The sequence below is a fragment of the Rhizobium sp. CF142 genome (assembly GCF_000281145.1).
In the GTDB taxonomy this organism is placed as follows: Bacteria; Pseudomonadota; Alphaproteobacteria; order Rhizobiales; family Rhizobiaceae; genus Rhizobium.
Window position 1 is genome coordinate 1 of record NZ_AJWE01000062.1, and the last position, 13,563, is coordinate 13,563.

Here is a 13,563-nt window from a genome sequence, read left to right on the forward strand (position 1 = left end):
AAGGTGCCCGACAGGGCGGATGAGGGGGCCACGCTCCGCAGCAGCAGCCACCTTTCGCTTGCGCTCAAGCTCCTCACGGCTGCGCCACTCGGCCCCCTCATCTGCCCTTCGGGCATCTTCTCCCCGCTGGGGCGAAGGGGGAAAAAGGTGCGCGCGCCTCATTCCGCCGGCTCCATGGCGGGCGCTGCCGGCTTGGCCTTTGCCTTCCTGCTTGGCGCACCGACACGCAGACGCCGGTCGCTGAGCGAGACGAAGCCGCCGAGGGCCATGATCAAGGTCCCACCCCAGATGCACAGGATAAACGGCTTCCACCAGATGCGCACGACGATGCCGCCGTCATGGGTGGCATCCCCCAGCGAGACATAGAGCTGGCTGAGACCGAAGGTCAGGATGCCGGCCTCCGTCGTCGGCATCTGCCTTGCGGTATAGAGCCGCTTGGCCGACCAGACATCGGCAATCTCGGCGCCGCCGCGGCGGATCGAGAAATGGCCGCGGTCCTCGGTATAGTTCGGACCGGTGGCCGGCTGCATGCCGTCGAAGACGATGCCGTAGCCGCCGGCATCCGTCGACTGGCCCTGCTTCATCTCGACCACATGTTCGCTCTGGAAGGTGGTGACCGCGACGATGCCGAGCACGGTGACGCCAAGTCCGGCATGGGCAAGTGCGGTGCCGAAAGCCGAGCGCGGCAGGCCGGTCAAGCGGCGCCAGGCAATCTCCGCCTTCACCTTGCCGATGCCGGCGCGATACCAGAGGTCGGCAGCAGCCCCTAAGATCAGGAACAGGCCGGCAGCAAGGCCGAGCACGGCCATGACCGGGCCGCCATGTTCGAGATAGAAGAAGACGAGGGCTGCGACGAAAGCAAGACCGGCCACGACATAGAGCCGCTGCAGGGCGCCGAGCAGATCGCCGCGCTTCCAGGCAAGCAGCGGCCCGAACGGCACGACGATCAGGAGCGGCGCCATCAACAGGCCGAAGGTGAGGTTGAAGAAGGGCGGGCCGACGGAGATCTTGTCGCCGGTCAGCGTTTCCAGGACCAGCGGATAAAGCGTGCCGGTCAGCACCGTGCCGCAGGCAACCGTCAGGATGAGGTTGTTGACGACGAGCGCCCCCTCGCGCGAGATCGGCGCAAACAGCCCGCCGGCCGACAGGAGGGGCGCGCGGAAGGCAAAGAGCGACAGCGCTCCGCCGATGAAGATCAAGAGGATGCAGAGGATGAAGACGCCGCGGCTCGGGTCGCTGGCGAAGGCATGGACCGAGGTCAGCACGCCGGAGCGCACCAGGAAGGTGCCCATCAGCGACAGCGAGAAGGTGAGGATCGCAAGCAGCACCGTCCAGATCTTCAGCGCCTCGCGTTTTTCCATGACGAGCGCCGAGTGCAGGAGTGCGGTGCCGGCAAGCCAGGGCATGAAGGAGGCATTCTCCACCGGATCCCAGAACCACCAGCCGCCCCAGCCAAGCTCGTAATAGGCCCAGTAGGAGCCCATGGCGATGCCGAGCGTCAGGAAGGTCCAGGCGGCCAGCGTCCAGGGCCGCACCCAGCGCGCCCAGGCGGCATCGATGCGGCCATCGAGGAGGGCAGCAACCGCAAAGGAGAAGCAGACGGAGAAGCCGACATAACCGAGATAGAGCAGCGGCGGATGGATGGCGAGGCCGATATCCTGCAGCACCGGGTTCAGGTCCCTGCCTTCGGCGGGAGCCGGATCGAGGCGGACGAAGGGATTGGAGGTCAACAGGATGAAGAGGATGAAGGCGACCGAGATCCAGGCCTGGACGGCGAGAACATTGGCCTTCAGCGTATCGGGCAGATTGCGCCCGAAGATCGCGACCAAGGCGCTGAACAGCGCCAGGATCAGCAGCCAAAGCATCATCGATCCCTCGTGATTGCCCCAGACGCCGGAATATTTGTAGATCAGCGGCACCAGCGAATGCGAGTTCTCCCAGACGTTCTGAACCGAGAAGTCGGAGACGACATGGGCATAGGTGAGCACACCGAAGGAGAAGGCGACGAGGGCAAAGAGCAGGATGGAGCCCAAGGGCGCCACATCCATCATCGCCTGATCACCGCGCCGGGCACCAATCACGGGCACGACCGACAGGATGATCGCGGTTGCGAGCGCCAGAACCAGCGCATAGTGGCCGATCTCGATGATCATGGCGTCGCCTTTGTCTCTTGCGCCTGGGCTTCCTGGCCCTTGGCCTCGCCCTTGGCTTCAGCACCTTTAGCCTCACCTTGCGGCACCTCACCTTGCGGCGCTGGCCCCTTGCCCTCTTCCCAAAGGCCCTGGGCCTTCAGCTTGTCGGCCACTTCCTTGGGCATATAGGTCTCGTCATGCTTGGCCAGCACGGTATCGGCGGTAAAGACAGTGCTGCCCGTCTCGAAGGCGCCTTCGGTGACCACCCCCTGCCCTTCGCGAAACAGGTCCGGCAGGATGCCCTGGTAGCGGACATTGACGATCTCTCCGCTCGGATCGGTCACCGCAAAGCGCACAACCGAACCCTCGCCGCGCATAACGCTGCCGCTTCCCACAAGGCCGCCGAGGCGGATGCGGGTGCCCGGCGCCACCGGCGTCTTGGCGAGGTCGCCCGGCATATAGAAATAGGCGACCGACTGGCTGAAGGCGAACATCACGAGCAGCACCGCGACAAGGATGAAGCTCATGCCGCCGGCAATCACCGCCAGGCGTTTCTGCTTGCGCGTCATTGCGTCAACCCTTCCGTCGCGATGCCGAGTTCCTTTGCCAGCGCCAGGAGCTGCTTGCCCTGATCACCCGATGCCGGGAAGGCGGCAAGCCCGCGCTTCAAGGCACCGGCGGCGCGATCCTTGTCGTTCAATACGGCGTAAGAGCGGACGAGACGCATCCAGCCCTCGAAATTGTCGGGATCATCAGTCAGTTTGGCATCCAGGCTTTCCACCATGCCACGGATCATCTGCTGACGGTCGCCGCTGCTCATCGTCTCAGCCGCCGCGACATCCTCCGCCGTCGGGCCGCCCAGTGCCGAGGATTGTGCAGCAGGCCGCGCTTCCGGCTCGGCTGCAGGCGCAACCGCCGCGCCGCCATTCCTGGCGATATGCTCGTTGACCAGCGGCAGCCAGGGTGCGTCATCAGGCGATTGCCTGGCGAGATCCTCGAAGGCGGTGCGCGCCTGATCGGGTTGGCCTGCCTGCTCCAGGCTCAGCGCAACATAGAAACGGGCGCGCGGGTTGTTCGGCTCAAGCGCCAACGACTGTTCAAGCACCTTGCGCGCATCTTCTGTCACCACGCCTTCGGCCACCGCCATCAGCGTTTCGGCAAGACCGTCGAGACGCGCGGGGCTTGGGCCAAGCAAACGGATGGCGTTGCGATAGGCGGTCTCGGCGTCGGTAATGCGCATCGTGCTGAAATAGATCGGCGCCAGCACATCCCAGCCCTTGCCGTCGTCAGGGTTCTGCGCCAGATGCCGCTCCGCCTTGGCCACGAGAACGGCCATATCATTCCCGGGATTGGCGAGCCGCGCTTCCAGCGGCTGCGACGGCAGGTCGGGCCTGCCGGTATTCATGTAAAGACAGAGCCCGATGACCGGCAGGAGCAGCACGATGAAGGCTTCGGTCAGGCGGTGATGCCTTGCAGGCTTACGTTCTTCGGCCGGTGCAACACCGGAAACGGCAATCAGCCGGCGGCCGATCTCCGCGCGGGCGTAATCGGCCTCGTCGGCACTGATCAGGCCGCCCGAGAGATCCCTGTCGAGTTCGCGCAACTGGTCGCGATAGACAGCAGCCTCACCGGCGCGCGTATCCTCGACCGCCTTCGCTCCACGCAAAAGAGGGTAAAGCAGAATGGCGGCAACAGCCGCCGTCAGGATGGCCACGAGAATCCAGAACAGCATATCGGCCCAATTACTTGAAGCGCGCCCTCATTCCAACTGCCAATGCCGGAATGACGAAGATTTGAGGCTTTTGGCCGCAAGGATAACGGGCAAGAGAGTTCAGCCGAGCGGCGACCAGGTGCCGTTTTCGTTGCGACAAGCGGCACCGCGCGCCAGCGTATCCTTACCATCGACCGTCACCGTATGGGTGTACTGGCGGCAGTTCTGCGAGCCGACCTGATAGGGTGCCGCGGCCACGACGCTGCCCTTGGCATCGCGGCCAGTCCAGGTGACCGGCTGCCCGACGGCTGCGCCTTCCAGCGCGCGGTATTCGGCTTCCAGCGCCCGCTGCTTGTCGCTGTCATCAAGCTCTACGCCGGTGCGTCCGACGATGCCACCCTGCAAGGCAGAGATGAAAGCGGCCGAAGCCGGGGGCCTGCCGCCGCCAAAGAGACCACGCGTTGTAGCTCCCTTCGTCGTCGTGCAGCCAGAGAGCGCAACGGCAACGAGAAGGGAAGAAACGATCATGCCTTGCGAACGTAGAGTCATTGCAATCGAACCACGATCAGGGGTGTCAAAATGAGCCGATCGAAGTGCAGCGTCCCCGTGTCAGCATTAAGGCAAAGCATGCTATACATTTGCCACTATCTTTGTGACATCAAGCAGTTGCTCATGCAACATCCTTTGTCACACCTGGCAGGATAAGCTTGGCTTTCAGTCCGCCCCACTCCCCGCGCGTGAGTTCCAGACGGCCCTGGTACTCGTTGGAAATTTCGGTGACGATGGAGAGGCCAAGGCCGGTTCCGGGCTTGCTCTCATCCAGACGCCGGCCGCGCTTCAGCGCTTCGCGGATCTGGTCTGGCTCCAGGCCCGGGCCGTCATCCTCGACGGCAAGCTCCACCCAGTGTTTTCTGGCGCTGGCTTCTGTTCCCTTCACGTCATCGCCGGCTTCGACCGCCGAGAGGCGCACCTTGCTCTTGGCAAAACGCGCGGCGTTTTCCAAGAGGTTGCCGACCGTCTCCTCGAGATCCTGCTGCTCCATGGCGACGGCCAGATGCGGCGGCTGGACGATCAGCTCGAATTCGGTTTCGACGTTCAGGCGACGCATGACGCGCACCAGCCGCTCCAGCGCCGGTTCGGCATCGGTGCGCGCAAGCACGGATTCACGCTGGGCGGCAATACGGGCGCGGTTGAGATAGGACTGTACCTGCCCCTGCATGGCCTCGGCCTGATTGCGCACCAGGTCGCCATGCGATCTCTCAAGCACGCGCGCTTCATTGAGCAGCACGGCGATCGGCGTCTTCAGGGAATGGGCAAGATTTCCGACCTGCATGCGCGCCCGCTCGACGATGCGGCGGTTGCTGTCGATCAGTGCATTGACCTCATTGGCAAGCGGCAGGATTTCGCGGGGAAAATCGCCCTTCAGCTGCTCGCTTTCACCGGCGCGGATGCGCTCCAATGCGGCGCGCGCCTTATCCAAGGGCTTGAGGCCGTAGAGAATGGCGAGCGCATTGACGATGAGACTGCCGACGCCGAAGCCGGCGAGCGCCAGATAGAGCCGGTGGGAGAAGTTGCGGACATCATCTTCCACGACATCGACATTGCCTGTCACGCGGAAGCGGGCTGCGCGGCCATCGGTGTCGAGCACCACTTCGGTTTCGGCCACCTGCACGCGGTTTCCGGAGGCGTCCGTCACCTGATAATAGCGCTCGTAATTCTTGTCGAAGGGCGCTTCCACGACCGACAGCACCGGGATCGTCGCGGAGCCCAACGAAGGCGAGACGAGCGGCGCGGTCGTATAGGTGCCGAGCGGTTCGACCACCCAGTACCAGCCGGTCTTCGGCTGGGCGAAGCGCAGGTCGCCGAGCTGCGGGCTGCCCGACAGGGCACCCTGATCGCCGATCGTCACGGAATTGATGACGTTATAGAGCTGCGCCCGCAGCAGATCCTGAAAGCCGCGCTCGGCGCTGCGTCTATAGAGCGTCGAAATCAACAGACCGATCACCACCAGCGCCACCGTCGACCAGACCGTGGTCAGGAGCAGCACGCGTGCGGTGAGCGACTTAATTCGCATTGGTCGGCGCTTGGATGCGGTAACCGAGACCGCGCACCGTTTCGATCAAATCGACGCCCATCTTCTTGCGCAGGCGGCCGACGAAGACCTCGATCGTATTGGAATCGCGGTCGAAATCCTGATCGTACATATGCTCGACCAGCTCGGTGCGCGACACCACCTCGCCCATGTGATGCATGAGATAAGCAAGCAGGCGGTACTCATGCGAGGTGAGCTTCAGCGCCACACCGTTGACGATCGCCTTCGAGGTCTTGGTATCGAGCCGCACCGGGCCGCAGACGATTTCGGAGGAGGCATGACCGGCCGCGCGGCGGATCAGCGCGCGGATGCGGGCCAGCACTTCCTCGACATGGAAAGGCTTGGTCACATAATCGTCGGCGCCCGCATCGATGCCGGCCACCTTGTCGCTCCAGCGGTCACGAGCGGTCAGGATCAGTACCGGCACGGTGCGGCCGGCGCCGCGCCATTTTTCCAGAACGGTCACGCCGTCGAGTTCAGGCAGGCCGATATCAAGAATGATGGCATCATAGGGTTCGGTATCGCCGAGGAAATGGCCTTCCTCGCCATCGAACGCCTGATCGACGACATAGCCCGCCTCTTTCAGCGTGTCGCTCAGCTGCCGGTTCAGATTGACGTCGTCTTCGACTACCAGAATGCGCATCGCTTCGCCTTCATCCGCTGCAAATCACTGATGTCATGAATAAGCCGATTCCGCCTACATCGGAACCTTTACTGTCACCTTGCGCGGACGCTGGCCGTTGCCCTGAACGAGAACGGTGATGATGCAGGTGTCGCCCACCGGCTGCACGGAAAGAAGCTGGCCGCCCGTCTCGTCCACGACCTGCTGGGCTGCGGCGCTGCAATCGCGCGCCACACGCAGGACAAGCGTGTGGGTATCGTCCGGTGAGGGCGCCGAAACCGCCAGGCCGGCGGCCAATGCTGCGACGCTCAGAGGAGAGGCCATGTGCTGTGCTTTCAATGTAATGCCAACTTGTCCCGAATATGTACTCACGCGACCTGAATGGCAAATGAATGCACGGTAACATGGGGTTTTTAGAACAATTCTCGACTATTGCGCGAAATATACCAGATTTCTGAATGATGCAGCTAAGGCCTTCTGCCACTGCGAAAATCCCGACACAAGGCAAATCCGTACTGGATTTGTTCGATCACGCCTTTCACCATCTGGTTGAAACTGCTATCGCTCGGTCGCCTTCATCCATTTCATTTCCGAATCCATGCAAAAATCACTTTCGCTTCGTACGGCGCAGACAGTTGGCGTGCTCGCCGTCACCCAGCTTATCGGCTGGGGCACCACGTTTGATATGCTCGGCGTCATGGGCCGCGTCATCGCGCCATCGCTCGGGCTGCCGAATGAGGTGATCTTTGCCGGTCTGACGGTGATGATGGTGATCAGTGCCTTTGCCGGTCCGGCCACCGGGCGCTGGCTCGGCCGCTATGGCGCCGCGAAAGTGCTCGCCGCCTCGTCGCTGACTTTTGCGATCGGCCTGCTGCTGCTTGCCGCCGCCACCAATATAGTCATCTATGGTCTTGCCTGGGTCGTCATCGGGCTTGGCGGTGCGCTCGGCCTCTCGGCGCCGTGCTATACCGCCGTTGTCGAACGCGAGGGCGCGAACGGCAAGCGCGTCATCGCCATCCTGATGCTGTTCACGGGTCTTTCGGCCACCATCTTCTGGCCGATCCTGACGCTGCTCAACGAGAATTTCGGCTGGCGCATCACCTTCGTCGTCAGCGCCTGCCTGCAATTCTTCGTCTGCCTGCCGCTGCATCTCTTCGGCCTGCCGAAGCCGGTTGCGAGCCACACGCAGGGGGCTGCCGCCGAAACACCGCCGGTGGAGCTTTCGCCTGCCGACCGGCGCAAGGCCTTCCTGCTGATCGCCATCTCTACCACGCTCTGCACCTTCATCACCTTCGGCGTCTCGCCGTCATTGCTCGAAATCTTCCGCCAGTCCGGCGCATCGTCGGCCCTTGCCCTGCAGCTCGGCTCGGCCCGCGGCGTCATCGGCATTTCGGCACGCGCGCTCGACATGCTGCTCGGCAAGCGCGGCAATCCGATCCTGACATCGGTGATGGGCGTCAGCCTGATGCTGTTCAGCTTCCTGATGCTCTTCACCGTGCCGCCATCGACGCCGCTGCTCGTCACCTTCGTGCTGCTCTACGGTTTCGGCTCCGGCGTGCTGGCGGTCGCCCGCGCGCTGATGCCGCTCGCCCTCTTCTCGGCCAAGGAATACGGGCTGCAGGCGGCGCGCCTGTCGATGCCGCAGAACCTTGCCAATGCCATCGCACCCGTCATCTTCACCGCCATCCTCGATCGCGCCGGCGCCGGTCCGACGCTCATCACCTGCGCGGCGCTTGCGGCCATCGCACTGGTCTTCGTGCTGATGTTGATGGCGCTGGTGCGCAGCGCAAAGCCGAGCGCTCAGCCCGCCTGATTGGCGGCGGGTGGCTCATCACACGGCATCAACGGCCGCAAATCCGTTAAGCTTTTGAATCGTTTGCGACTTTTCTCTCAATGATTGCCTCCGGCATCTCGCAGATTGATTCATCTTCTGCCGGAATCGATTCCGGCCTCCCCCTATCCATTTGTATCTGAATAAGAATTTTCAAAAAGCGCCGTTAGTGCAGTGTTTTTGGGGTTAAGTCATTGATCCTGAATAAGTGATCCACTTAACGGCAAAACTTCGCGTAAAGAATTTCAAAAATCGGAAAGCAGCGTCTGCTGAAATTACAATTTCAAAAAAGTATGGACCCTGATGCGTCACTTATTCAGAATCAATAACTTAGCCGGAAAATCTCGGCGAAATGAGCCATCATCCGGAAATACTTATTCATTTTCAATGAGATAGATCGCCACCCAAGGCGATGCAATCGTCGCCGTCAATCCTGCAGGGGCCTGATAACGGCCTTGCCGCTATCGAAATCGGCCGCAACCCTGGTATCGCGGAGCGGTTTTACCGTGCGGGTGGAGAGATCATAATCGGGATGCGCCTTGTAGGCGGCGAGCGCTTCCTCGCTTTCGAATTCGCCGTAGACGACGAAATCGACCGCATTGCCCCACTGGTCCGTCTTGACGTTTTCGCCGATCTCCAGCTTCAGCGCATGCGGAATGCCCGTCAGTATCGAGAGCCCCTTGCGCACCGCCTCGCGATTTTCCTCCGGCACGGTGAAGAAGACGATATGGCGGATCACGCGGACACTCCTGTGGCAATTCTCTAAGCCTAAGCGGGGCGATAACACGCGCCGCCCGGGCCTTCAACCGGGCCAGAATGCCGCGCTGGCATTCGGGCGGATCGCCGCGAAGAAGGTTTGCGCATAATCGGCGAGCTTCTCGGCCCTGTCGGTGCCGTTGACGATGCGGCGCGCATTGACCCAGTCTTCCCTGTCTTGATTGAGGTGATCGCAAAGCCGGTGGCTGGTGAAGCTGCCGCGCAGCATGCCCTCGATCAGGATCGTCACAGCCGGCGCCATTTCCATGGCGCGATCGGGCTGGGCGACGAGATCGATGCCGGTCACCTCGCTCATCGCCTCGTAGTTTCTCTTGTGGGTGAGTTGCACCAGCCCGCGGCCGAGCCAGCACTTGCCGTCCTCATCCGGCCGCCAGTAAGGCGATTTCACCCAGGAGAGCCGGCCGGACACGAAGGCGGTCTCAAGGATCTCGACGGCGCGCGAATCGCTCGTTGCCAACGTCTCGCGCACAGGCTGCATCGTGTAAGCGGTCTCATGAAAGGCGGTGGCCAATATATAGGCCAGCCAGCGCCGATCAGCGGTAGCCAAATTCGCGTCCCAGTAGTCGAAGATCGCGTTCATGCCTTCGATCTGGGCTGGGGTGAGACTGCCCTTGAACAGCGCGTGCTGTACCGTGTCGAAGAAGAATTGCCGGTCGAGTGAGACTGTCATGATGAGCTTCTCTGAGGCCTGCTGTGGTTAACGTCCGCTTAATCGATTGAAATTAATTTAATCGTTTCAAGTGTGACCGGGGTAGATTTACACGCAGTTTTTGTTGTGCGATGCATCGATCCGTAAGCACACCCTTGCTGAGGAAGAGAGGCATATGATGCAGACCACCGCAGAAGCTCCGACCAAGATCCCCCAGCACGTCGTCGACCAGATGGAAAACGAGTGGCGCCAGATACGCACGCAGCGCGAGAATCCGCGCCCGGTCCGCCTGCCCTCCCAGAACGACTCTTAAACACAATCTTGACGGGTGAGGACGTCCTGAACCCCTCACCCGCAGCCTCCCACGTTGCCGGCATTCGTGCTCCTGCCAACGCTGCGGCCACCGCCTATCCCCCGCGTTTCGTCGCAGCCAGCCTGCCGGCCAGCCGGTCCAGGGTTCTGCGGAACATATCCCTGTCATCCAGCGCCCGCGAGAGCACCAGTGCGCCCTGAATGCCGGAGACGGCCTCTTCGGCTGCGGCAAGTGCATCATCCTCGACGTAGCCGGCGCGGACCAGCGCCTGGCGCAGTGCCTCGATCCAGCGGACGAAATAATCCCTGATGACGGGCGAGAAGCGCTGGCGCGTTTCGTCCAGCGCAAAGGCGCCGACGAGGCAGATGCGGCTGCCGGAGCGGAAATAGTCCCTCACATTCGCCCACATCGCATCGATCGCCGCCCCGGGATCGTCACGTCGCAACGGCTCGTAAATAGCGCGTTCGAACCAGCCGTCGACATCGGCAAGGACGGCGGCCGCCATCTCCTCCTTGCCCCCGGGGAAGAAGTGATAGAGGCTGCCTTTGCCGATGCCGGTGCGCTCGGTGATGCGGCTCAATGTCGTGCCCTCGTAGCCGAGCTCGCGGAAGATCTCCGCAAGCAGCGGCACGACATCGGCACGTTCATAAACGGTCTTCACAATTCACCTTACCTTCGGGCCTCAAAGGCCGAGGTCGGAAAGGCCCGGATGGTCATCGGGCCGCCGGCCGAGCGGCCAGTGGAACTTGCGATCCGATTCCTTGATCGGCAGATCGTTGATGCAGGCGAAACGGCGCTGCATCAAGCCCTCGGCATCGAATTCCCAGTTCTCGTTGCCGTAGGAGCGGAACCAGTTGCTGCTGTCGTCATGCCATTCATAGGCAAAACGCACGGCGATGCGGTTGTCGGTGAAGGCCCAGAGTTCCTTGATCAGCCGGTAATCAAGCTCCTTCGCCCACTTGCGGGTCAAGAAGGCGACGATCTCGGCGCGGCCGGTGACAAATTCGGCGCGGTTCCGCCACTGGCTGTCAGGCGTATAGACGAGCGATACGCGCTGCGGATCGCGGCTGTTCCAGCCATCCTCGGCGAGGCGGACCTTCTTAGTTGCGGTTTCATTTGTGAATGGGGGAAGCGGTGCAGGCATGTCCTGTCTCCTTGGTTGCATTGTACCTTTCGTTATGTATTGTACTGTTCGGTACACATAACGCAAGAGACTTGGATATCCATCTCCTGCGGCATTTTGGCTTCAAGCGAACGACGGCCGCCCACGCAGCAAAAAGGCCGCTCGACGTTCCGAACGGCCTTCATACGTAAAGATCAGGGTATGCTGCGTGATCCTTGATTGCCCGAGATCAGGCAAGCTTGCCCTCTTCGGCCTTGTAGAAATACTGGCTTGCGACCAGCCATCCCTTCAGCGGTCTCAGCGGCGGAATACAGGTGGCAAACATGAAGGGGCCGGTGATCAGCAACTGCACCCAGAGCGGTGCGGAGAAGGCAACTTCCAGCCACACACCAAGCAGCACGCTCGGCACGCAGGCAAAGCAGATTACGAAGAAGGCCGGGCCATCGGCCGGATCGGCAAAGGAATAGTCCAGCCCGCAGACTTCGCATTCCTTCTTCAGCGTGAGGAAACCCTTGAACATATGCCCCTGTCCGCAGCGCGGGCAGCGGCCCCGGATGCCGGTCTGCATCGGAGGGAGAGGAGGATATTCGGTGTCCATGGCGATCTCGCTTTTCGACGTTGCGAGGCATTGGTGAAATCCATTCAATGCCTCATAATGTATGCATACAATATAGTTACATTGAAAACGGATTGCCAGTCTATTCGTCAGAATGACGCAGAGATTTTTTGGATTGGGTTTATGCGGCGTGAGGGAGTGGGTGGTGGGGAGATTCAGTCACCGTCCCGACGAGATTGTGTGCTCGCCAAACCCCTCCCCAACCCCTCCCCACAAGGGGGGAGGGACTAACCCGTCGCACCGCTCCACCCGTCCTGAAACGTCGAAAAGTGGCCGGCGGGTTCAGCAGTTTAAGCCCCTCGCCCCTTGTAGGGAGGGGTTTGGGGCAGGGTCTTCATTAGTTGATTTCAATGAAGGAGGAGCGGCGCCTCTTCCTCCCTCAACACCATCAGAAGAACGAAGCGGACATTTCCGGCGGCCCCTCCAGGGCATGGGCCATAAAGTCCAGCGCGCCTTTCAACCTGTCGCGGCTGATCGGTCCGCCGAGGCAGACGCGCACGGCTTCGGGGGCGGCACCTTCCACGGTGAAGGCGTCGCTTGCCACCACGCCGATGCCCGAGGAGCGCATATGGCTGCCGAAGGTGGAGCGGGTCCAGCCATTGGTGAGCGGCAGCCAGATATTGAAGCTGATCGGATCGGCCTTGTAACTGCCTTCGGGCAGGATATTCGCCACCATCTGCTGGCGGGCACCCGCCTCTGCACGAATGAAGCGCAGGATCGTGTCTGCCGTGCCATCCTCGATCCAGCGCGTGGCAAGCGCCACGGTCATCGGCGAGGCCATGACATTATTGGCGCGCATGGCGCTGACGAAGGGCCAGATCGCCTTGGTATCCGGCGCCACCACATAGGCCAGCCGAAGGCCGGCGCCGATGCATTTGGCGAGGCCGCCGATATGCCAGGTGAGATCAGGCGCGATTGCCGCCAGCGGTGCCGGGCCATGCAGCGGGATGAAGCCATAGGCGTCGTCCTCGACGATTGGCACATGATATTTGCGGGCGACGGCAGCGATTTCCTCACGGCGCTTTTCCGGAATGGTCAGCGTCAGCGGGTTTTGCAGGGTCGGATTGAGATAGAGTGCTTTAGGCTGCAGCCGCTCGCAAGCCTCGGCAAAGGCATCGGGCAGGATGCCCTCGTCATCCATCGGCAGGCCGGAGAGATTGAGCCGCAGCTGGGCGGCGATCGAGCGCATGCCGGGATAGGTGATATTTTCCGACAGCACGGTCTCGCCGGGTTTTGCCAGCAGGCCGAAAATCGCCAGCAGCGCCGGATGGGCGCCCGGCGTCACGAAGATGCGCTCCTGCGACGGCACGAGCCCGCGGCGGCTGAGCCAGGCAGCCGCCGCCTCCTTGTCCATGCCCGAGCCGCCGAAACCCTGGTAGCGCAGCAGCGGAATGAGATTGGTCGCCACGGCCGACATGCCCTCGCGCATGCGGGCGATCAGTTCCTGATCATCCGGTTCCGGCGGCAGGTTCATCGAGAAGTCGACGACGGAGGCGCGGCGCGGATCAGGCGCGGCATCTGAGACGAAGCCGCGTCGTTCCCTGTCCTGCCCGCCGGTGACGAAGGTGCCGCGGCCGACATGCGAATCCACCAGGCCGCGCTTCTGCGCCTCCACGTAACCGCGCGCCACTGTGGTGAAATCGATGCTGAGGCGCTTTGCCAGCTCGCGCTGCGGCGGCAGCCGGTCTCCCACCGCC

Annotated in this window: 14 protein-coding genes and 1 pseudogene; 2 read left to right on the plus strand and 13 right to left on the minus strand. The window is 62.1% G+C overall.

Annotation, left to right across the window (positions count from 1 at the left end; translation table 11 throughout):
- Positions 1-158: 158 nt before the first annotated feature.
- From PMI11_RS15255 to PMI11_RS15285, 7 genes are all read right to left on the minus strand, one after another.
- Positions 159-2,153, minus strand: a complete 1,995-nt coding sequence (locus PMI11_RS15255) for a heme lyase CcmF/NrfE family subunit (protein ID WP_007818502.1) — start codon at positions 2,151-2,153, stop codon at positions 159-161.
- Positions 2,150-2,701 (minus strand): cytochrome c maturation protein CcmE, encoded by a 552-nt coding sequence (gene ccmE, locus PMI11_RS15260; protein ID WP_007818503.1) that lies wholly within the window; start codon positions 2,699-2,701, stop codon positions 2,150-2,152. Before ccmE ends, PMI11_RS15255 begins: the two co-directional genes overlap by 4 nt.
- A complete protein-coding gene (ccmI, locus tag PMI11_RS15265) occupies positions 2,698-3,864 on the minus strand; it encodes a c-type cytochrome biogenesis protein CcmI (protein ID WP_007818504.1) in 1,167 nt (388 codons plus the stop codon). The genes ccmE and ccmI overlap by 4 nt, the downstream gene beginning before the upstream one ends.
- 99 nt (positions 3,865-3,963) lie before the next feature.
- Positions 3,964-4,392, minus strand: a complete 429-nt coding sequence (locus PMI11_RS15270; protein ID WP_037071440.1) for a membrane protein — start codon at positions 4,390-4,392, stop codon at positions 3,964-3,966.
- 121 nt (positions 4,393-4,513) lie between these two features.
- Positions 4,514-5,917 carry a sensor histidine kinase gene (locus tag PMI11_RS15275; protein WP_007818506.1) on the minus strand — a complete coding sequence of 468 codons (1,404 nt, stop codon included), beginning with the start codon at positions 5,915-5,917 and terminating at the stop codon, positions 4,514-4,516.
- On the minus strand, positions 5,907-6,578 hold the full coding sequence (locus PMI11_RS15280; RefSeq protein ID WP_007818507.1) for a response regulator transcription factor: 672 nt from the start codon (positions 6,576-6,578) through the stop codon (positions 5,907-5,909). Before PMI11_RS15280 ends, PMI11_RS15275 begins: the two co-directional genes overlap by 11 nt.
- Before the next feature lie 54 nt (positions 6,579-6,632).
- Positions 6,633-6,881: a hypothetical protein gene (locus PMI11_RS15285; protein WP_007818508.1), complete on the minus strand. Its 249-nt coding sequence runs from the start codon at positions 6,879-6,881 to the stop codon at positions 6,633-6,635.
- 274 nt (positions 6,882-7,155) lie between these two features.
- On the opposite strand from PMI11_RS15285, the gene PMI11_RS15290 reads away from it, so the two are divergent.
- Positions 7,156-8,370 (plus strand): MFS transporter, encoded by a 1,215-nt coding sequence (locus PMI11_RS15290; protein ID WP_007818509.1) that lies wholly within the window; start codon positions 7,156-7,158, stop codon positions 8,368-8,370.
- Positions 8,371-8,815: 445 nt separating this feature from the next.
- Here PMI11_RS15290 and PMI11_RS15295 read toward each other — a convergent pair whose 3' ends face one another.
- Both PMI11_RS15295 and PMI11_RS15300 read right to left on the minus strand, forming a co-directional pair.
- Positions 8,816-9,127 (minus strand): Dabb family protein, encoded by a 312-nt coding sequence (locus PMI11_RS15295; RefSeq protein ID WP_007818510.1) that lies wholly within the window; start codon positions 9,125-9,127, stop codon positions 8,816-8,818.
- Positions 9,128-9,158: 31 nt separating this feature from the next.
- A pseudogene (locus PMI11_RS15300) lies at positions 9,159-9,835 on the minus strand (hypothetical protein); the annotation flags it as partial.
- Between the two features lie 154 nt (positions 9,836-9,989).
- On the opposite strand from PMI11_RS15300, the gene PMI11_RS37320 reads away from it, so the two are divergent.
- On the plus strand, positions 9,990-10,127 hold the full coding sequence (locus PMI11_RS37320) for a hypothetical protein (RefSeq protein WP_157179637.1): 138 nt from the start codon (positions 9,990-9,992) through the stop codon (positions 10,125-10,127).
- Between the two features lie 94 nt (positions 10,128-10,221).
- Here the strand turns inward: PMI11_RS37320 and PMI11_RS15305 are convergent, their stop codons facing one another.
- From PMI11_RS15305 to PMI11_RS15320, 4 genes are all read right to left on the minus strand, one after another.
- Complete coding sequence (locus PMI11_RS15305) at positions 10,222-10,788, minus strand: TetR/AcrR family transcriptional regulator (protein ID WP_007818513.1); 567 nt, start codon at positions 10,786-10,788, stop codon at positions 10,222-10,224.
- Between the two features lie 21 nt (positions 10,789-10,809).
- On the minus strand, positions 10,810-11,271 hold the full coding sequence (locus tag PMI11_RS15310) for a nuclear transport factor 2 family protein (RefSeq protein WP_007818514.1): 462 nt from the start codon (positions 11,269-11,271) through the stop codon (positions 10,810-10,812).
- A 208-nt stretch (positions 11,272-11,479) separates the two neighbouring features.
- Positions 11,480-11,848 carry a DUF983 domain-containing protein gene (locus PMI11_RS15315; RefSeq protein ID WP_007818515.1) on the minus strand — a complete coding sequence of 123 codons (369 nt, stop codon included), beginning with the start codon at positions 11,846-11,848 and terminating at the stop codon, positions 11,480-11,482.
- A gap of 406 nt (positions 11,849-12,254) precedes the next feature.
- A complete protein-coding gene (locus PMI11_RS15320; protein WP_085990540.1) occupies positions 12,255-13,559 on the minus strand; it encodes an aminotransferase-like domain-containing protein in 1,305 nt (434 codons plus the stop codon).
- Positions 13,560-13,563 lie beyond the last annotated feature (4 nt).